Here is a 21341-nt window from a genome sequence, read left to right as displayed (position 1 = left end):
TTATCATTTATAAATCATTACTTATAATTAAAAAATATGTTTGAAGATAAAGAACCAGAATTAACGCCGATCTCTAAGCTAGGAGAATTTGGATTGATTAAGCATTTAACAGAACATTTTCCTTTATCCAACGAGTCTTCAGAACTTGGAGTAGGAGATGATGCAGCAATCATTAATCCTGGAAATAAAAAGGTTGTTCTTACAACGGATGTTTTGGCAGAAGGAGTGCATTTCAATTTAGGATATGTTCCGTTGAAGCATTTGGGATATAAAGCGGTTGTTGTGAATCTTAGTGATGTTGCAGCAATGAACGCTACTCCAACACAGATCTTAGTTTCTTTGGCGGTTTCAAACCGTTTTCCGGTGGAAGCTTTGGAAGAAATTTATTCTGGAATTCAGGCGGCTTGTACAAGATATAAAGTTGATTTAATCGGTGGAGATACTACAAGCTCAAACGCAGGTTTGGTGATGAGTATTACGGCTGTTGGAATTGAAGATGAAGAGAACATCGTAAAAAGAAGTACTGCAAAACCAAATGATCTTCTTGTTGTTTCAGGAGATTTAGGTGGCGCGTATATGGGACTTCAAATTTTAGAAAGAGAGCACGCTGTGTTCCTTGCTGACCCAAATATGCAACCTGAAATGGAAGGATTTGATTATATTCTTGAAAGACAATTGAAGCCTGAGGCAAGAACAGATGTTAAAGGTATTCTAGAAGGATTGGATATCAAACCAACTTCTATGATCGATATTTCTGATGGTTTGGCTTCTGAAATTTTACATCTTTCAGACCAATCAAACGTTGGTTTCAGGTTGTATGAAGAGAAAGTTCCAATGGATAATCTGACGATCACTACAGCGGATGAATTTAATTTAAATCCTGTAATGGCTGCTCTAAGTGGCGGTGAAGATTATGAATTGTTGTTCACTATTTCTCCAAATGATTTTGAAAAAATGAAAAATCATCCGGATTTTACGATCATCGGACATGCTGTTGATAAAGAAGAGGGTAATTTCATGGTAGCAAGAGGCTCTAATCAATTGGTTTCTCTTACTGCACAAGGTTGGGATGCTTTTTTAGGAAATAATCAAAACGATTAAATTTTATTTAATTTTGAAATATTGTGAAACCACTGCTTTTGTAGTGGTTTTTTTGTTTAAAAATTTAATTTAATTTTCATTTGTGGTTAATCTGCATGTTTTCAGCATGTTATGTATTGAATAATGATTTTTCAAAAAAAAATCTCCTGAAAGGAAAAATTAGATATATTTGCATTGACTTATTAAAAACACAAATTTACAACACAAACACGATGAAAAAACACACGAAATTTATAATATAGATTCTTCTATTTCTCAATACTGAGAATTAACTACATTTTTACTCGACTTTTAAAAATCACATCTAATTATTTATAAATATTTGTGGGATAATTATTTATAAAAAAATAAGGAATAATATCAAGATTATTTCATATTAAATCTGATATGTATTCAAAAGAGAGTTTTGATTAATAAAATCAACGTTCAGTTTAACATTGGGTTAAAAATAAAAATTACAAATTAAAAAAAACATCTATGAAAAAAATATTATCAATTTTTGGCTTAATTATTTTTGAGTCTCTATTTTCTCAGAACATTCCTTTTGATAAGTTGTATGGAAATTCTGATCCTACACATTATTATTTGAGTCATTATCCTGTTTCCTCTTCAGATGGATTGGATATTAATTGGTATGGCGGAATAAGGCTTCAAACGTCTGCAGGGCTAGGGATTCAATTATTAAATAACGGAAATGTAGGTGTAGGAACAACCAACCCAGAATCAAAATTCACAGTACATAATAACGGAGCTGCAGGTTCAACTCAATTTCAGTTAAAAACTAACCACTTAAGAAATGGTGATAGGTACTTTATGAAAAATAGCATATTTGGAACAGGAACCGAAGATGTAACTTTTTCATTAAGACATGATGGGCAAATGTTTGTAGATGGAAATGTAGGAATAGGAACCGCGACACCAATTAAAAAGTTAGATGTTATGGGAGATATTTTAACAGGAGCTACTCATGCAACAGAAGGGATTAATGCTATTGCTATAAGATATGATGATGGATCTTTAAACAATTGGGGTTCACTAAGAAGTTCGGGGGCGACATATATGAGTTTTGGAGCTAAAACAGATAATGTAATTGCGGGTGGCTGGTTATCTAGTAACGGAACACAGAACTTAGCTAAAGCTGCAATTACTTTAGATAATGAGGGGTTACATTTTCTGGCAAAGTCTCAAGAACAAATTGCTTTGAACTCATCAGTAGTAATGAGTGAATTGATGAAAATCACTCCAAATGGAAATGCATTCTTGCAAGGAAAACTAGAGGCTAAAGAATTGAAAGTAACTCTAACTCCTACAGCTGACTTTGTCTTTGAAAAAGATTATAATCTTCCAAGACTCGAAGAAATTGAGAAACACATCTTAGAGAAGAAACATTTACCTGAAATAGCTTCAGCAAAGCAAATGGAGAAAGAAGGCGTGAATGTGGGAGAATTTCAAATTAAACTTTTACAAAAAATTGAAGAATTGACTCTCTACGTAATACAACTTAATAAAGATGTTAAAAAGTTGGAAGAAGAAAATAAAGAACTCAATAAAAAATACAATAACCAGAAATAGATCCTATTAAGTAATGAGAAAAACACCGTATTTTCTCTTCTACTCAAATTTATTTTAATGACAAGAAATTAAAACTATATTGTTAAAGTAATCCATGGCTACTTTTTAATAAAAACACAATAATTAAAATTATCCGAATGCAGAAAATCTATAATAAATCATTATTGGGGATTGCTGTGCTATTCTTTTTTTCATCAAATGGGCAAACTAAAGATGTATTAAATGAAAAACCACAAGAAAGCGAAATACAAGCCTTTCAACATAAAATAAATCAATACCAAAATCAACAAAAAGGAGAAGTTCTAAGGCTTAAAGGCTTAGGAAACAAAGAATTCATTTCCGAAAATGGGAATGAAAAACAGCTTGTCGGAGCTGATGAAAACGGAAAACCTCTTTATTATACAACTCTGAATGCGGGTGCTGCTAAAATGACCAAAGCAGATAATTTATATCCTGGTGGAGTTGCCGGATTAAATATTGCTGGACAAAATATGGTCATTGGTCAATGGGACTATTCAAAACCCCGAACCACTCATGAATTATTAACTGGAAAAATAAACAGCTATGATAATTTACAAAATCAAACAATTTCACGTCACAGTACCAGTATAGCGGGTACACTCGCTGGGAATAATGGAGATGCAGAAGCCAAAGGTATCGCCTATGAAGCCAAAATCAATGCATATGACTGGATGAATGATGTTTCGGAAATGCTTTCGGAAGCATATAATGGTTCAAATGGAATATTAGTAGCCAATAACAGTTATGGTTTTGATCCGATGTATCTTCAAACATATCAGTTTGGTAAATATAATGTAACGGCGCAGTCTTGGGATAACTTAATGTACTTAAAACCTTATCTCCAAATTGTAAAAGCGGCAGGAAATTCTAGAGAAATTGATCCGAGTATTGTTCCTCAGGTTTCAGCTAAAAACGGATATGACCTTCTGGAAGGAGCGGGAATTGCTAAAAATGTTCTGGTAGTTGCTTCAGCAAAGAAAAATGCAAATATGAATTCGGATGAAGCTTTTGATGTTTCTTCTTTCAGCAGTTACGGACCAACAGATGATGGCAGAATAAAGCCGGATATTTGCGCGCCTGGAGAAAATATTTATTCATCTATTGAAACTTACGATGCTGCTTATGGTACCTATAGAGGAACTTCTTCGGCGACAGCTGTTGTTTCTGGTATTATAACTTTACTTCAACAATATTATAAATCTGTAAGTCCAACACAGAGTTATATGCTTTCATCAACGGTGAGAGCTTTATTGGCTCATACTGCAAATGATAAAGGATCAGAAGGGCCAGATTATATTTATGGATGGGGATTGGCAGATGCAAAAAGAGCTTCCGAAGCGATCTATAATAATATTGAAGGAACAATTAATGGAGAAAAAAAATCTACTTTAATTAAAGAGGTTAATTTAAACCAAGGAAATAAATATACTTTATATGTTGTTCCTTATGAAACTAGCCAGCCATTATCTGCTACTATTTCATGGACAGATCCACAAGGAAACTTAGTAAATAATGTTGTAGATCTTAATAACCCTAATGTTATTAATGATTTAGATTTAAAAATAGTAAAAATAAATTCTAACGGAACTGAAAGCACTTATTACCCATGGAAATTGGGGGGAATGAGCAATCTGACTGGGGCAGCAACCAATACATCAACAAACAATGTAGATACTATAGAAAGAGTTGATATTAAAAATCCTGAAAAAGTAACGTATAAAATAATTGTTTCTCCAAAAACAAATACTACTCCGTTGTTACCAAGTGGGAATCAAACATTTTCAATAGTGGTTTCAAATGTTGACTTTTGTTATAAAGAAGATCTTACAACATTAGTAAGCCCAACAAATGATATTTCCACAAGTCAGACGATTTTAGCTAAACAAATTGTAGCAAGCAATAAAGTCATAGCCCCCGTACAAAATGTTGAATATATAGCTTCAAGAGATATTACTTTACTTCCGGGTTTTCATGCTCAGCAAGGTGTTGGTTTTCATGCTTTCATTACGCCATGTTTTGATTTGATTTCGGCCTTAAAATATAAAGCACAGCAAAGAGTAGGAGCAGAAGTTATTACCGTACCTACCGGATCATCACTTGGACATTTTACATTATTTCCAAATCCAGCGAAAGAAGAAGTTAATATTAAATTTTATCTGCAAAATGAATCTTCCATAAAGATTTCGATATACGATGCTTCGGGAAAACTTTTATCAACAGAACAACGTTCAACCAAATTTCCAAAAGGAGAGTTTGTGAAAACTGTAGATACAAGAGCTTATTCTCCGGGTGTGTATATGGTTTCAATAGAAACTTCAGAATATAAGGAAACAAAAAAGCTAATCATAAAATAAAACACAAATAATACATGAAAAAAATATTTACACTTCTCGGTGTTTTGCTCATTTGTATTTTAAATGCTCAATCTCCTGGTGGAGTTGGAGGTTTAAGTGTTTGGTACAAAACCAATTCACTTCAGACTCCGGCTTTACTTTATCAGGATTATAGCGGCAATCAGCATCAGATACAAGCATTAACAGGAGCTAATAAACCTACCTATTCATTACTGAATTATAATGAATGTTTAAATTTTGATGGGACAGATGATTTTTTGAAGTTTCCATTTGTAATAGAAACAATCGATAAAATAAACTTCTTTACCGCTTATCAAAATAAAAATTCAACGCAGGAATCTGCTTTGTTTACTACAGATAATACAGATGAAAAAGAGTTGTTTTATAGTACTAAAAATGTTTTTAGATATAATAATGACCAAATTAATTATATCAATACCAGCACAATTGATACGTTAGCTTCTTTTAGTTTATATTCTAAATTTGGAACTCCATCAACTAAAATTACGAAGGTAATTGGTAAGACAGGTCTTTCATCAATGTTTATAGGAAAAGATGCAGGGAACCACCAATGGCAAAGCTTTAAAGGAAAACTACCTGAGTTTTTCACATATAGAAAAATTCTTACTCTTAATGAAAGAAATAGAGTAAATACTTATTTGGCAGTAAAATATGCAATTACAATGCCCTATACAGAATACCTGAGTTCTAAAAATAAAAAAATCTGGAGACAAGATGATTTTAATGATTATCCTGCAAACATCACGGGTATAGCAAGGGATGGGTATTCTGATCTTTATCAAAAACAGGCTACAAGTTCGTCAGAACAAAAAAGGTTGGTTATTGCTGCAAAAAAATTGGCTGTAGATAACAGATCAAATGATGCACAGTTTCCGGATCAAAGTTTTTTGATTTGGGGAGATAATAAAAAACCATTAGAATTAGATGCTGAAACTTTCGGATATAGATTGTTAAAGAGAAAATGGAAAGCAAGATTTACTACCGAAAACTCTCAAACAATTCCTACGGAGGTAGTTTTTTCTATTAAAAATATTATTGCGCAAATTCCGGCAGATAAAAAACTTTGGCTCTTGGTTGACAGAACAGGGCAAGGGAATTTTAATTCATCTAATATTGATGCATACCCAATGGATTACGTTGATAATGATCAGGGAGTTCATTTTAAGGATGTAGTTTTCGATCAGGATCTATCAGGAACTGATGTTTTTTCTTTTGCTTTAGGTAATCAAATTTTATCAATTTATCAGATAACCCAGCCTACATGTACTGTTACAAGTGGGACGCTTAATTTAAATATTAAAGGAGGAAAAGCACCATTCAATGTTGCTCTTACAGGTAATGGAACATCACAAAATATAAGCGTTCAGACATCACAGGTTTCATTCCCGAATTTAGCAATAGGTAGCTATCATCTTAATATTACTGATGCAAATAATAATGTTACTTCTTATGACTTTACCGTGAATGATTTCAGCTCTATTAATTTAGATCTTGGCCCAGATGTCACAATTTCTTCTGGAAATTCTGCTCAGTTTGATGCATCAACACAAATTACAGATCCAAATGCAACATATACTTGGACTTCTGATAATGGATTTACAAGTAGCTCTGCTAATATTAATGTTTACGAACCTGGAGAGTATACTGTAACCGTAAAAACATCAGATAACTGTATTAAAAAAGATACAGTAAAAGTTACAAGAAAGAGAGAAAACGGAATTGTAATTTATCCTAATCCGGTACCAAAAGGGCAGCCTTTTACAATAAGAATTATTTCAGATAAGAAAGAAACTGTAGATATAAAAATACATGACGCCTCTGGAAGATTGATAAAAACAATTCAGGATAATGGCAAAGATTATTATGAAATACAGGATACTTTACCAGTTGAAGGAGTGTACTTAATTATTGTAAAAACTTCGTCCGAAATCAAGGTATTCAAACTAATTGTAAAAAATTAATATCCATACTTGAGACATTCTAATTTTAAATTAAGAGTGTCTTAAGTATAAAAAGCACACATATAAAACGAATGAAAAGATCTTTATTGAGCGTTTTAAGAAAAAACACAAAGCTCCTTAATTCAATCATATTTTTTACTTGTTGGTCTCAAGTTCATGCTTATGCAAATTCATATTATCTGAATAAGCAGGAAAATGTAATTCCAATAATGGAAGTTGGTTCTAATTCAAAAGGAAAAGATATACGTAAGGGAACTTCTGATAATAGTAAAGAAAATCAAAATAAAGCAGAAATTTCTAACGATGTTTCTGCTAAAAAAGTGGATGAAAATAACAAGAAGATTAGTAATAAAATTCTTGTTTCATCACCTTTAAATAATATTGTACGCAATAGACCTTTAGAATTAAATGAAAAAAGATATTATACTTCTGATATTAAAGAAGGTATCATTGGAACCAGTTTGGAACATCCAATTGATCAGATTTATGATAATGTTTTTAATATTTTAATTGATGAAAAAATAAACCCTGCTTATCAATACACATTAGAATATGATTTGTATGGAGTTGATAATTACAAAGAAGTAAGTAAAGTTATCAATGATGATTTAGCGATTGGAGGAAAGAATGTTCAAAAAAATACTGCTTGGACACATCAGTCGGAACCAATTACAGAAAGATCAATCAAGCAGGGGAAAAATACTGTAATCTTTACCTTACCATATCTTTCAGGGTATAGTTATAAAGTGAAAAACCTTAGAGTAGGTATTTCCAATAAAAAACAAAATTTTGAAAATGTAGCGAATGTAAATTATAATGCTTTATCTGTTTCAAAATTTGTAAGTAATATAAGCAATTCAGAAAAACTTAATTTAGGCTCGGCTGAATTAAATATTACTAAAGGAACTCTTAAAAGCTCAGAAAATTTTTCTATTACTGCCCTTAGGGATATAGATATGCCTGCGCTTACTCCGGAAATGGTAAACGTAACCTCTGAAAATTCAGGATATCGTTTTCTACCTCATGGAGAGCATTTTTCAGCTCCGGCAAAAGTGTCTTTAGGGTATGATAAAAGTAAAATTCCAAGTGGATATACAGAGCAGGATATCAAAACATTTTATTTCGATAAAACAGAAAAGAAATGGATTGCTTTAGACAAAGACAGTGTCAATCTACAACAAAAAGTTTTGGTGTCAAAAACAACTCACTTTACGGATATGGTAAATGGGGTTTTAAAAGTTCCTGAATCTCCGGAAACAGGCAGTTATGCACCCAATTCTATTAAAGATATAAAAGCGGCAAATCCTTCTGAGGGAATTGTAAGTATTGCTCCGCCATCTCCTAACAGTATGGGAAGTGTTACAACTAGTTTCCCTATTAAACTTCCGGCGGGTAGAGCAGGAATGCAGCCTTCTTTAGGAGTAAGCTATAGCAGTGAAGGAGGGAATGGCTGGATGGGACTTGGATGGGATATGTCTGTTCCTTCTATAGGAATTGATACCCGATGGGGAGTTCCAAGATATGATGATACAACTGAAACTGAACTTTATACTATTGGCGGAGAACAATTAACCTTCGAAGTAAGCAGCGGAGTGTTTGCAATGCCTAACAGAAATGAAGGTTTTGATAAAGGAAGACAAGCAAATAGACAATTTTATCCAAGAATTGAAGGTTCTTACAATAAGATCATAAGAAACGGCTCAAGTCCTAAAAACTATGTATGGATTGTAACTTCTAAAGATGGTACAAAATCTTATTTTGGTGGCGATGAAACAGGCATAAAAGATAATGCTGTTCTTAAGGATGCAACTGGAAATATTGGGCATTGGGCATTATATAAGACTGTTGATACCAATGGGAATTATGTATTGTATACCTACGATAAATCGACCTATACAGGAAATCCCGGAAATGGAGGACAGGAATTACATATTTCTAAAATTGAGTATACATTACATACTACACAGAGTCCAGCAAAAAATTATAAAGTCTTATTTACAACAGATTCTAGTAGAGAAGATGTTCAAATTAACGGGAGATTAGGTTTTCTTCAGATAGAATCAAAAAGATTAACAAAAGTAGACGTTAAGTATGGTGACGAAAATGTAAGAAGCTATGAGTTTAAGTATAAAAACGATAACAAAACTTTCAAAAAATCTTTATTAGAAAGCATCACGGAAAAAGATGCTTCCGGCGGAGATTTTTATACGAATAAAATAGAATATAATGATGCTCCTGATGCCGCAAATTTATTTGGGACAGTTCAAAATTGGGAGGCATCAGATCCTGCAAATTTATCGGGGTCAGGATATTCTATGCTATCTGGAACTTCTTCAGCTTCACTCGGTACAAATTTTGGTGTGAGTGTTGGTCTTTATAATTTAACGGATAACCCCATAGGAGATAGAGGGATTGCGAGTTTTAGAAAAGGAACATTTGGAGCGCATGGATCTATTAGCCAAAATAATTCTAATGTCAAGATTACATTAATAGATGTTGATGGAGACAATCTACCAGATAGAGTATATGAAGAAGGAGGGGTTATATATTATTCAAAAAACATGTCAACTCCGGGAGGTTCACAACAATTCGGGGTTTCTATTCCTGTTTCCGGAAGTACGTCAGAAGTCGGGAAAACGAAAGTTTCGACTTGGGGAGTTGGGATAGATGGAAACTATGGCAATGTGAGTCTCGGCTTTGATTATTCAAACGCTACTTCTACCACGACTTCATATTTTATGGATTTCAATGATGATGGATTGGTAGATTTTGTAAAAGATGGAAAAGTTTATTTTAATAGAATTGTAGGAGGGATTCCTACATTTAACCCAGATAGCTTAGGAACACCATACCCAATTAATATAACGGCAGCTAGTCCACAACAATCTTTATTTGATAATCAAGATAATGCAGAGAAAAAAATGATGCTGGAGCAAAATCCGCTGCATGATATGGTTCGCGTTTGGGTAGCTCCTAAATCTGGTACTATTACTGTTAAAAATACATTTAATCTGAACCAGGTTACATGCGATCCTAATGAAGACTGTAGTAAAGCAGATGGAGTAGCCGTTGCGTTTCAGTATAAAAATAATGATCCGTTAGTACAAAATATTAATGCAGGAGATTTTGGTTTACATTCTTTTGCAAATCAGGTAATTAATATTGCTAAAGGTGAGAAATTATATTTTAGAGTTACATCTAAATATGACGGGTTATTGGATCAGATTACTTGGAATCCTGAAATCACTTATTCTGTCGGAACTACACCATCGGTTGATAGTGATAATAGGGATTTATCAACATATAAAGCACAAGAAGATTTTGTTAATTCTAATGGGAGTTCTTTTATCGCAGGAGATGCAGGAATTTTAAATTTATATTTGAATAAAGCAATTCCATTATCAGATGATGCTAAAATAATCCTAAACATTAATGGTGTAGATACAACTTTTCCAATACCATCTACCTCTACTTATAATAATGGAATTATAGGAACTCCAATAAATTTAAGTGTAAATGATAAAGTATCCGTAAAAGTACTTACAGACACTCAGATAGACTGGACTAATTTTAAACTTATTCCCGAATTCACAGAGACATCATCAGGAGAGAAAACAAATATACAAGTTGACTATACGATGTATAATGACAGGGGAAGTTTTACTAATTATACGATTCAATCTGGGGATGTGAATAAGAAGGTCTTAGTAAAAATTAGTTCTTTTCCTAATTTCAATGGGAAAAATGGGAAAGTTGTCATTTCTGCAAAAACCAAGAATAAACTCTTGACCAAAACGGTTTATACTGTATCGAATAATGGGAATACCATAACGCCAAATTTTGGGGCGCCTTATAACATTACCTCCGACGATTTATCAGGGGGACCTATCTATTTAGAAACTACCGTAAGCAGCGAGGATAGAGACTTTGTTCAAAATATCTCAAGTCTTAGCGGGGGATTATATACAAGTAATGCAAACTATATTAATACGCCTAATACGTATGAGAAACTTTTATCAGTTTCTCAAGGGCAAGGAAGTAATAATGATGATGGAAGCATAGTAATTAACCAGCCTACTAATCTACAGTATTCATTATTTTCGTTGTCTCCTGACATAGGTCCTGTTCAGGCACATTCATATTTGAGTATAGTTAATACCCAAACAGGACAGCCTGTTTCAATTAATAATAATGGTGAATTGTTGTATGATAGTAGTAATCCGAATAATCAACCTATTATATCTACCAATGTAAACTTATCTCCGGGAACATATACGTATAATTTGTATATAGATTCAAATGGATATGCTCAGACTAAAATAAAGATCATAAATACGGGGACAGGCGATGTAATGATTACAGGATTTACGAATTCACCGCCACATAAGCCAATTTTAAGTCCGGAAAATCCTACAACGGTATTAAATTCAAATCAATACGACAGCAGATTCGGAATACTATACCGTGGATGGGGAGCGTTTGTATTAAATGGAAATAACCTGTCTAAAAATACAGTAGTAGAAGGATACGATTTATCTAAGAATTATGCCAATTCGGGTACTGTAGCAGAAATGAAAGTAGACGAATCTCGCTTGGCCCTTAGTAATGCGTACGGTACAGACCCAAACCCAAACAACAACCCCAATGGGCCTACGGTAACTAGGCCGGATGGTGATGCAGATGGTAATATTACTTTTCATGATAATGCCAGCTCACTTTCTAAAAACTATTTTTTAACAACAATTTCTACGGTTAATAATAGTGATAAGGGAAGATTGATAGATGCAGATCCAACAATATATCTGTCTCAAAATGCAATAAACTCTTCTCGTGTAGGAGTACATAGCATAGATACTAATTTTTCTAACTATTCTACAGCGCAATCCTCTGGAGATGAGCTTAATGCTCCTTCCATGAAAATGAAAAACCAAAGCATCAGTGTGGCTGGTGGAATAAGCTTTGGAAGTGGTTTAGGATTGAACGCTTCTAAGACTATTTTCTCTCAGGGAAGATTTCTCAGAAATCTCTTAGATTATAATGGTGACGGGTTTCCGGATGACTTTAATAAAAAAAGTGTGAGACTTACTACTGCTATAGGAGCTCCATCTAATTCGGGACAATTAAATGTAAACCAAAGCCAGTCGATTACTTCTTCTGACACAGAAGGTCTTTCTTCAGGTTTTTCTTTTACACATGGAAATTCTGCGCGAATGGCATTTATAGGAAACTCTAAAAGCAGGCTGGTGGCTGATGCTGTTAAAAATGCACAGGAAAGTGCAGGGGGATCTACCAAACTTTCGATAAATGGACAGGCCGAATTATCAAGTGAAAAGTCTGAGAAAACATTCTTAGACATCAATGGAGATGGTCTTCCCGATTTATATGATAATGGAAATTTTAGCCTTAATATTGGTAAAGAAAACTTTGCAAACAGTGCATCTTGGAATACAGGGGCTGCTTCAAAAGGAACAGGAATTACTACAGGTATAGGAGGTGGAATTTCATTATTTTATGGCAGTTTTTCAGGAGGAGTAAATACCTCAACTACAAATAGTAATACAAAAGAAGAATTAGTAGACATTAATGGAGATGGACTCCCAGATAAAACGGAGTATAGCGGTTCAACAGCTAAAATATATCTAAATACAGGAAATGGTATAATACAAGACTTTTTAACAGTATCAAATTCTGGTGTAAACTTTAATGAAGATGAGTCTAAAAGTATTGGAGGAAATGTCGGGGCAACTATCCTTATTCCAATTCCAACTAGTCCAACTGCTACAATTGGGCTTAAATTAAATATTGCATTAGGTGCATCAACAGGTAAATCATCCAGCAAGAAAAAATCTACATTCAAAGACATGAACGGAGACGGTTATCCTGATTTTGTAACATCAGATGATGCCGATAACATTAGTGTTCGTCTTAACCAGATAGGCATCACAAACCTTCTTAAAAAAGTAACCACTCCAATGGGAGGATCTTGGGAAGTTGCTTATGAAAGAGTAGGAAATACCTATGATATGCCACAAAGTAAATACATTTTAAAAAGTGTAATTACTAACGATGGATTTACAGGAGATAACGCGTTTAGCACAGATGTGTCTAAGGTTATAGTAAACTATGAAGAACCTTATTACAGCAGAAGAGAAAGAACGTTCTATGGTTTCAGACAACTGACGGTTAATCAGATTGATACTAAACAAGGAGGAGCATCTTCAAATATAGTTTTTAGAAAAACAATACAAAGATTTAATAATGATAATTACTACTTAAAAGGAGCATTGCTTACAGAAAGACTTGTAGATGCAAATGATAAGTCATGGACTACAAAAGTTAGTAATTATTCACTAAGAAAAATACAAAGTACAAACGATGCGTTTTTATACAAAGTAAAAGAAGATGAAAAGACATATGAAAACTATGCTTGTTTCGTAGCTTTAGATAATACAAACTCTCACTTTACAGAAGGAGATACCGGTTGGAAAACCACCAACACGAAAATAAAAGAATATGATCAATGGGGTAATGCAACAAAAGTTGAAGATTCCGGAGATCCTGATATTGGAGTATCTGAAATATTAAACAGTACAGTTGCTTATACATTAGTTAATGCATCTGCTTATATAGTAATGCCTACATCAGTAAAAAATATTGCAAATGGTGTAACAAGAGAGAAAAAAGCAGAATATAATACTAATGGTGATCTTTCAAAAATGACGATCCTTAAACAGGGGGCAAATTATTCTGTTTATGATTTTGAATATGATATCTACGGAAATATTTCAAAATCTACGGGGCCTGCGAATTATGCTAACCAAAGATTCTTCCATCAATATACCTATGATGATAATGTAAAAACATATCCGGTAAAAGTTCAGGATGCCTTTGGATATAGCAGCAAGACTCAGTATGATTTCCGTTTTGGAATACCAACATATACTGAAGATATGAATTTGCAGCCAATGAAGTATGCATATGATGCCAAAGCAAGGCCTACGGAAATTACAGGACCATACGAATTGTTTAACAACATTCCTTGGACAATTAAATTTGAGTATAATCCAATTACCAATGCTCCGCTTAATGCTACCAATGCTCAGTCTTTTGCCATGACCAAGCATTATGATCCGGAATATGCAAACAGTACGATCAACACCATTACGGTTGCTGATGGTTTTGGAGGAGCAATTCAGGTGAAGAAAACCGGAGATATTCATAATCAAGGGTTAAAATATATTGTAGCAGGTAAAGTTGAAGAAGATGCCTTCGGAAGAGCTTTAAAAACTTATTATCCTACTGTAGAAGATATCAGTTCTACTAATACTCAGTATAATGCAGCTGTAGATAACATCGAACCAACAATTAATCAATATGATGTTATGGACAGGGTTATTTATACAAAATTACCGGGAGAAAACCTGTTCTCAACTATTACGTATGGATTTGGAACAGACGTTCAGGGAAGAAATATGTTTGAAACTATTTTCAAGGATGAATTAGGAAGTATTAAGAAAACATATACCGATATTAAAGGAAGAACAACTTCTGTTCATGAGGTTTCAAATACCGGAGATATCAAGACTCAGTTTACACATGATGCAATCGGAGAAATTCTTCAGGCAAAAGATGTGAATGGTAATATTACAACATCGGTTTATGACGATTTGGGAAGAAGAACTTCTTATACGCATCCGGACAGTGGAGTTACTACCTATAACTATGATCAGGCAAGTAATATGACTTCAAAAACCAATGCAGCCAATGAAATAGTTGAATATAAATACGATTATTCAAGAATAAAAGAAGTTAAATATCCTGTATATCCTGAAAATAATGTAAAATATTACTACGGAAATGCATTAGATGCTTCGGCAATGGATAATAATGCGGTAGGAAGGTTATGGTATCAGACCGATGCTACAGGAACGCAGTATTTGAAATACGGAAGATTAGGTGAGCTTACTTACCAAAGACGTTCAGTAGCAGTTCCGGGAGCTCAGGTTTATTGGTTCGGAACAGAATGGCAGTATGATACTTGGAATCGTGTGAAGACAATTACTTATCCCGATGGGGAAAAATTAACTTATAAATATGATAAAGCAGGTAATTTAAATAATGTTGCCTCTGTTAAAGACGGAAACTCTTATCCGATGATAAATCTTATCGGCTATGATAAATTCGAACAAAGAATATATCTGAAAAACGGAAACGACACAGAAACAACATACGAGTACGAAACCAACCGTAGAAGACTGTTAAAAATGTATGCTAAAAATGCAAACAGATCTTTCATGCAGAATACGTATCAGTATGATGTCGTATCTAATGTTATGCAGATTCATAACAATGCACCTGTTGTAAATGGTCTTTTAGGAGGAGGAACTAATTATGCTTTCGGGTATGATGATCTTTACCGTCTTACATCTGCTTCAGGAAACTGGAGAGGTATTAATACACAGGCAGAAGAAGAACGTCACCGTTATACTGTTGTGATGTCTTATGATAACATGCACAATATCATGAGCAAAACTCAGAAGCATGAATGGACAACCGGAGCTACCAACAACAACTGGACGGCAATGGAACCAACATCTTACAGACTGAATTATAAATATGACAACCCATCACATCCACATGCACCGACAACAATTGTAGATGAACCTAATATTGTGCCTTCTTCCACATGTTGTAATCCGGATGATCCGGGAGTGAAGTTCCAGCATTATAAATATGATGCAAAAGGAAATCCACTGACAATTGAGCAAGAAACATGTACTTTTAATGAACAGAAAACAGTATATCAGTGGGATGAAGAAAACCGTTTACGTTTCGTAGACACTAACCCTTCTACACCGGAAGTTGATGGAGCAGCTATATATACATATGACGCTGGTGGAGAAAGAATTATCAAAGATGTATTGTATTCAGGGATGTTATTCAGAACAAGAGGTGAACAGTCAGGTACATGGCCGCAACCTATTGTAACATCTCATTCAGCGACTATTTATCCAAATGGATTGTTGACAATGAATTTCTCTTTTGATAGTTTGGGAGGTGTAACAATACCTCGTTATACAAAACATTATTATGCAGGAAGTCAAAGAATAGTAACTAAAAATGGGACAAGTGAGAATATAGGAGCATTCAATTGTGATTGGTTGATCATACCATTTGCAGGAAGTACGCCGCCTATAAACCCTGTTACTTTATCTAATACTATTTTGCAAACGGCTACCCAAAAAAGTTTGGCAGTAATGCAGCAAAATAACATCACGCCACCTCCTAATTACGGACAGAATGCGGGATATAACGGAAATTGTGTAAACAATTATGCAGGAGGTAAAGAGAAGGAAATCTATTGGTTCCATCCCGATCATTTAGGGTCTAGTAGTTATATTTCAGGAGCAGATGGAGAAGTAACTCAAAACATAGAATACTTCCCAAGTGGAGAGGTATTTGTAGAAAATCATAATGCTAACAGTAATAACAGCCCTTACAAATTTAATGGCAAGGAACTTGATGCTGAAACTGGGTATCTATATTATGGAGCGAGGTATTATAATCCTAGGGTTTCTCTTTGGTTGAATGTGGATCCGCTGGCTGATTATAACCCTTTTTATAACGAAGAGCATTACATTGAAGGTGAGCATAATGGAGGAGTATACAATTCTGGAAATAACAATCCATATCAATATTGCTATCAAAATCCAATTAAATATGTTGACCCTAATGGAAAACAGAATGTTGCAGGAGCTATTATTGGAGCTGTTGCGTTAGGAGGTATTGAGCTTGGCTCACAATTATTATCAGGTAAATCTTTAAATAAAGTAGATTGGGCAGACGTTGGTATAGAAGCTGGGAAGGGAGCAATAATAGGCTTTAATCCAGCACTTGCAGGCGTTGCAGAAAACGCAGCAATAGTATTAAAGGCAAGTGTTGATTATTCTGAGGACGACGGTTTTAAATCTATTGGAAGTGGAAAAAAAATAGAAGAGGTGGTTTATGACGGAGTTATAGATTATGCAGGAGGAAAGCTTGGTGGTTATGCCGGGAAAAAAGCTGGAGGATTAACAGATAAAGCTGTCGAAAAATTTCAAAAGAAAGAAATAGATGCAATTAGAAAAGTTGCAAATGCAAGAAATACTTATAATCAAGTAGTCAGAAGGACTGGTCAGTATGGAGCTAGAACTACAGCTGCAAAACAAAATTTAAAGAAAGCAATTGCTATTTCAAATGCTGCTCATACAAATACGGTACACGTTAAAAATATTCAAAAAGCTATAAAAAGTCAAGGTGCAGGTGGACTTATAAATAGCGCAATAAGAGGGAATCTTTCTGATAGAATAAAGGATAAATATAATATAGGCAAATAAATTACAAAATATGGAAAAAAAGAAAATTTCTAAAAAAGAATATATACAGTTTTCTTTTGTAATGATAGGAATTGCAAGTTTTTTTATTACTCTTATTTACTTAATATCCCAAAAGAGAGGGGAAGAAATACAAGAAATCAATAATGACTTCTCAATAACTAATGGTGTTATTACGAAAATTAGCTTATACAAGGGGCATCATATCGATGTAAAATTTAAGGTAAATAATGAGTTGGTAACAGGGTCTGATGGAATGCAAAAATCGACAAATAAAAATGTAGGAGATTCTATACAAATTAAATATTCAAATAAAAATCCAACTAATTTTATCACCGAATTAAATAATAGTTTTTGAGAAAGTCGATATTTGCTACCCGCTGCGCAAAGTCTGTGACTTTGAGCCAGATTAATTAACAAAAAACCGCTACAATTTAGTAGCGGTTTTTTACATAAAAAAGAAAATTAATTTTACATTTATAATATAAAAACAAAAAGATGAAGGAAGGTTATATTATAAGAGATCTGGGAAACCTGCTGCGCAAAGTCTGTGACTTTGAGCCAGATTAATGAAAAAACCGCTACAACTTAGTAACGGTTTTTTCATTAAAAGAAAATTATTTACATTTATTATATAAAAACAAAAAGATGAAAGAAGGTTATATTATAAGAGATCAGGAGAAGCCACATTTTATAACCTGTACAGTTGTGGATTGGGTTGATGTCTTTACAAGAAAGAATTATAGAGATGTAATAATTGAAGCCCTAAAATATTGTAAAGAACATAAAGGTCTTATATTGTATGGCTATGTCATAATGAGTAATCATATTCACTTAATTGTACAATCGAAAGAAGGTAAACTATCAGATTTAATCAGGGATTTTAAAAAGTTTACATCAAAGAATATTTTAGAGAAAATACAAACAGAACCGGAAAGTAGGCGAGAATGGATGATTGAAAGATTTTCCAAATCAACAGAAAGTCATAGTAGAAACAAAACCTATCAATTCTAGCAGTATGGTAATCATGCAGAGGAAATCTATACTTTGCACTTTTTATGGGATAAGCTTAATTATATTCATTTAAATCCTATAAGAGCGGGTTTGGTAGATAAGGCACATCATTATATATATTCATCTGCAAGTAATTATGTTTTGGGAAATGGATTATTGGATGTAGAATTGGCAGATAATCCTGTAATTGATGTAACTAAGAAAAATGAGTTTTGGAAATATAATAATTATAATGAATAGAGCTCAAAGTCACAGACTTTGCGCAGCGGGTCAAAGACTAAACGAAGCAATTAAGTTAGAACAATTTAAATAGATTTGTATGGATGAATTTTTAAAAGAACACATTTTTGTTAAATTTCTTTTGTGTTTCTTATTAGGAGGAGGAATTTTTTTATACTCATATAAGGTTTTTAAAAACTATAAAAAAGAAAGCCTAGAATCTCCGAAAGATGATTATTTAAAAATATATGTTTATTATCGTTCTATTATTGCTATGTGTGTTGCAATAATATTTATGATATTCTCATTTTATATGTTGTTTGATGATTTAACAACACCTAAAGAGGATAATATTAATAAGAAAAATGTTGAAGTCCAAGAGTAATTGCTTCCCCGCTCCTGCTGCGCAAAATCTGTGACTTTGAGCTAGATTAATTTAAAAAAAACCACTACAATCCGTAGTGGTTTTTTTGTTAAAAAGGCTGTTCCGTACAACGATCATCCCCGGGAGGACAATAAGTTCCGCCACCACCGCCAGATCCACCGCCTCCGCCTACAGCGATGCATTGTCCGGGATTTCCATCGTCATTCATTTCGCATGCTTTTCCGAAGGTGCATTCGCAGTCTGTCCAGCAATAGGCAGAATCTCCGTTACTGTGACAACCACCTCCGCCACCTCCAAGAATGTTGGATAGATCTTTTCTTAAAAGTTTTTTGATGTTTTTCATAATTAAAGTTTGTTATTTGGTTAAAATGTAAAATATTTTACATTATTTAAAGATAAAAAATTAAAATTAATCATTTCTCATGTTTGTGATAAAAAGAAAACCAGCACAATATTGCACTGGTTTTATAGATGATTTTAAAATTTAAGCTTAATTCGCTGAAACATTGCAGGAGCCTAAATCAATTAAATTAATATCAGGATTTCGAGTTGGCGGACTAACATTTAAAACCGAATTCATAAGCGTAACATCATTTGTAAATGCCCCGTTTTTAAGATAAAAAGTATTATTTATAGTTCCTCCTGTAGCATCAACTCTTTGACGAGCTTTATAGGTCGCATCTGCTGTAAATTTTGCCTGAGATATTGGCAGCCATTGCCCGTCCGTTTTTTTTACCCATTGATTTCCAAACTCGGCTTTTCTTCCCTGATAGCCGTTATCAGGAATAAAATTTTCAACAAAACTGTGCAAATTGTCTAAATAGGCTTTTGTGTAAGGTCTTTTCCAGCTTGCAATTAACGCCCATGAATTGGTTTCAGGAGCAAAAAACCAAGCTGTATAATTGGTATTTCTTGTGCCGTCAGGCTCTCCTTTTAAAAGGAATTTGTACGTTACACCGGCTTTCCAATTGTATTGCAGGTAACTTTGACCTCCAGATCCTTCATTTCCAAATTCTCCGGTGATTACGTTTTTGCCTTTACAATTAAGCTTGATTTTATGATCTTCGGGAATATCCTTTGGATTATCAGTAGAAAAAGGGCTCCAGACAGAAAATAAAATTCTTCTTTCAGTCTCAGAATTTACCTGAATTCCAAAATATCCATTCTGGAAACCATTAGCCATAAAATAAGAGCCTATTTTGTCTTCTCCTTTCGAAATAGTGATTTCATTATAAAAATACAGAACATCTTTGGTGGTGGGATTTGTGTACTTCAAATGGCAAGACGGCCCTCTTCTTCCCCAATAGTAAAAGTTAGGATCATTACAAAAAATATAATCTCCCTCGGATGATGGACTTTCAAATATAATATGAGAAACATCCGCAAAATAATCTCCTGTCTTTTTTAAACCTTGAAGATCCACTTTCACATATCCTGGAAGAACATTAAAGTCTCCCACACAATAGGTGTTATAAGAAGAATCTCTAATTGGAATAGCATGTGAAACACCATTAATGCTAACTTTAATTACACTCTTTCCGGATGGAACTTTTGCTTTCAGGTTGAGGTGTAAAATCCCGCCCTGATTTACCTTAAAATAGGTGCTGATTACACTATTGGCGCTTGTCCAATTCCCAAGACCGTTTTTAGTAATCATTTCCGTTGAGCCTTTTGTTGAGGTCGTGATAAACGCATTTCCGGCCAAAGGAACCTCACTAGAGTAACGATGGTGATTCTGTATATTAGTTGCCATTACCATAGAAAATTTCAGGCATAAGAAAATAACATATGCACTGGTTAATAATTTTGTTTTCATTATTTGCTGTTTTAGTAAAAATAAAAACAAAATTTTCAAAATATTTTATAAATATTTTAATTTTAATGATTTTGACCAAATTTAGAAAGACGATGATATTTTTGTTGAAACCATTCTCTTTTTTAAAAATAAATCTTTAAAATATTACTTTTACCCACAAAGTTTGTCATCCTGGAAGGATCTCAGCATAGTATTAGAAAAAAACAATTGAAGAAACGTGTTTAGATTCTTCCAGGATGACAAACTTTGTAGATAATTATTTTTTTATAAGCAACCGCAGTTATAATATTAGCGATGTCAATGATAATATTCGAAGTGGCGCTTTAAATATTAGCAACAGCAGTTGTATTATAAGCTTTGGCGACTTCAATATTCATGATGGCGATTGCAGTTTTAGCATTGGCGAATGTATTTTTTCTAATGTCAAATACAATATTGCTAATGTCATTTATAATATTCACGATGGCGGTTAATATATTAGTGATGGCAGAAATATTAATGTTC

12 protein-coding genes are annotated in these 21341 nt (G+C 33.6%); 9 read left to right on the top strand and 3 right to left on the bottom strand.

Going from position 1 to position 21341, the window contains the following annotated elements:
- Positions 1-36 precede the first annotated feature (36 nt).
- The 9 genes from thiL to A0O34_RS08850 all read left to right on the top strand — a co-directional run bounded on the left by thiL (position 37) and on the right by A0O34_RS08850 (position 19021).
- Positions 37-1101, top strand: a complete 1065-nt coding sequence (gene thiL / locus A0O34_RS08885) for a thiamine-phosphate kinase (RefSeq protein ID WP_066753847.1) — start codon at positions 37-39, stop codon at positions 1099-1101.
- A gap of 477 nt (positions 1102-1578) precedes the next feature.
- On the top strand, positions 1579-2673 hold the full coding sequence (locus A0O34_RS22595; RefSeq protein ID WP_066753845.1) for a hypothetical protein: 1095 nt from the start codon (positions 1579-1581) through the stop codon (positions 2671-2673).
- Between the two features lie 137 nt (positions 2674-2810).
- On the top strand, positions 2811-5048 hold the full coding sequence (locus A0O34_RS08875; RefSeq protein WP_066753843.1) for a S8 family serine peptidase: 2238 nt from the start codon (positions 2811-2813) through the stop codon (positions 5046-5048).
- 14 nt (positions 5049-5062) lie between these two features.
- On the top strand, positions 5063-7030 hold the full coding sequence (locus tag A0O34_RS08870) for a DUF8202 domain-containing protein (RefSeq protein WP_066753841.1): 1968 nt from the start codon (positions 5063-5065) through the stop codon (positions 7028-7030).
- A gap of 71 nt (positions 7031-7101) precedes the next feature.
- On the top strand, positions 7102-17406 hold the full coding sequence (locus tag A0O34_RS08865) for a SpvB/TcaC N-terminal domain-containing protein (protein WP_066753839.1): 10305 nt from the start codon (positions 7102-7104) through the stop codon (positions 17404-17406).
- Positions 17407-17416: 10 nt separating this feature from the next.
- Positions 17417-17761 (top strand): hypothetical protein, encoded by a 345-nt coding sequence (locus A0O34_RS08860; protein ID WP_066753838.1) that lies wholly within the window; start codon positions 17417-17419, stop codon positions 17759-17761.
- A 290-nt stretch (positions 17762-18051) separates the two neighbouring features.
- On the top strand, positions 18052-18417 hold the full coding sequence (locus A0O34_RS22755) for a transposase (protein WP_335617692.1): 366 nt from the start codon (positions 18052-18054) through the stop codon (positions 18415-18417).
- Positions 18418-18450: 33 nt separating this feature from the next.
- Positions 18451-18657 (top strand): hypothetical protein, encoded by a 207-nt coding sequence (locus tag A0O34_RS22750; RefSeq protein WP_335617691.1) that lies wholly within the window; start codon positions 18451-18453, stop codon positions 18655-18657.
- A gap of 79 nt (positions 18658-18736) precedes the next feature.
- Positions 18737-19021: a hypothetical protein gene (locus tag A0O34_RS08850; protein ID WP_066753837.1), complete on the top strand. Its 285-nt coding sequence runs from the start codon at positions 18737-18739 to the stop codon at positions 19019-19021.
- An 88-nt stretch (positions 19022-19109) separates the two neighbouring features.
- Here the strand turns inward: A0O34_RS08850 and A0O34_RS08845 are convergent, their stop codons facing one another.
- From A0O34_RS08845 to A0O34_RS08835, 3 genes are all read right to left on the bottom strand, one after another.
- Positions 19110-19364 (bottom strand): hypothetical protein, encoded by a 255-nt coding sequence (locus A0O34_RS08845; protein WP_066753836.1) that lies wholly within the window; start codon positions 19362-19364, stop codon positions 19110-19112.
- A gap of 147 nt (positions 19365-19511) precedes the next feature.
- A complete protein-coding gene (locus A0O34_RS08840; protein WP_066753834.1) occupies positions 19512-20837 on the bottom strand; it encodes a DUF3472 domain-containing protein in 1326 nt (441 codons plus the stop codon).
- A 323-nt stretch (positions 20838-21160) separates the two neighbouring features.
- Positions 21161-21298 carry a hypothetical protein gene (locus A0O34_RS08835; protein WP_157885985.1) on the bottom strand — a complete coding sequence of 46 codons (138 nt, stop codon included), beginning with the start codon at positions 21296-21298 and terminating at the stop codon, positions 21161-21163.
- Between the last annotated feature and the right edge of the window lie 43 nt (positions 21299-21341).

The organism is Chryseobacterium glaciei (assembly GCF_001648155.1).
Lineage (GTDB): Bacteria > Bacteroidota > Bacteroidia > Flavobacteriales > Weeksellaceae > Chryseobacterium > Chryseobacterium glaciei.
The sequence above is the reverse complement of the archived record's forward strand: the minus strand, read 5'-3'. Positions and strand labels throughout refer to the sequence as shown.

What these genes read in the sequence shown, in the direction of transcription:
- A0O34_RS08870 (WP_066753841.1), top strand. Translation starts at nt 5,063, where the DNA reads ATGAAAAAAATATTTACACTTCTCGGTGTTTTGCTCATTTGTATTTTA.
- A0O34_RS22755 (WP_335617692.1), top strand. Translation starts at nt 18,052, where the DNA reads ATGAAAGAAGGTTATATTATAAGAGATCAGGAGAAGCCACATTTTATA.
- thiL (WP_066753847.1), top strand. Translation starts at nt 37, where the DNA reads ATGTTTGAAGATAAAGAACCAGAATTAACGCCGATCTCTAAGCTAGGA.
- A0O34_RS08860 (WP_066753838.1), top strand. Translation starts at nt 17,417, where the DNA reads ATGGAAAAAAAGAAAATTTCTAAAAAAGAATATATACAGTTTTCTTTT.
- A0O34_RS22595 (WP_066753845.1), top strand. Translation starts at nt 1,579, where the DNA reads ATGAAAAAAATATTATCAATTTTTGGCTTAATTATTTTTGAGTCTCTA.
- A0O34_RS08840 (WP_066753834.1), bottom strand. Translation starts at nt 20,837, where the DNA reads ATGAAAACAAAATTATTAACCAGTGCATATGTTATTTTCTTATGCCTG.
- A0O34_RS08850 (WP_066753837.1), top strand. Translation starts at nt 18,737, where the DNA reads ATGGATGAATTTTTAAAAGAACACATTTTTGTTAAATTTCTTTTGTGT.
- A0O34_RS08865 (WP_066753839.1), top strand. Translation starts at nt 7,102, where the DNA reads ATGAAAAGATCTTTATTGAGCGTTTTAAGAAAAAACACAAAGCTCCTT.
- A0O34_RS08845 (WP_066753836.1), bottom strand. Translation starts at nt 19,364, where the DNA reads ATGAAAAACATCAAAAAACTTTTAAGAAAAGATCTATCCAACATTCTT.
- A0O34_RS08875 (WP_066753843.1), top strand. Translation starts at nt 2,811, where the DNA reads ATGCAGAAAATCTATAATAAATCATTATTGGGGATTGCTGTGCTATTC.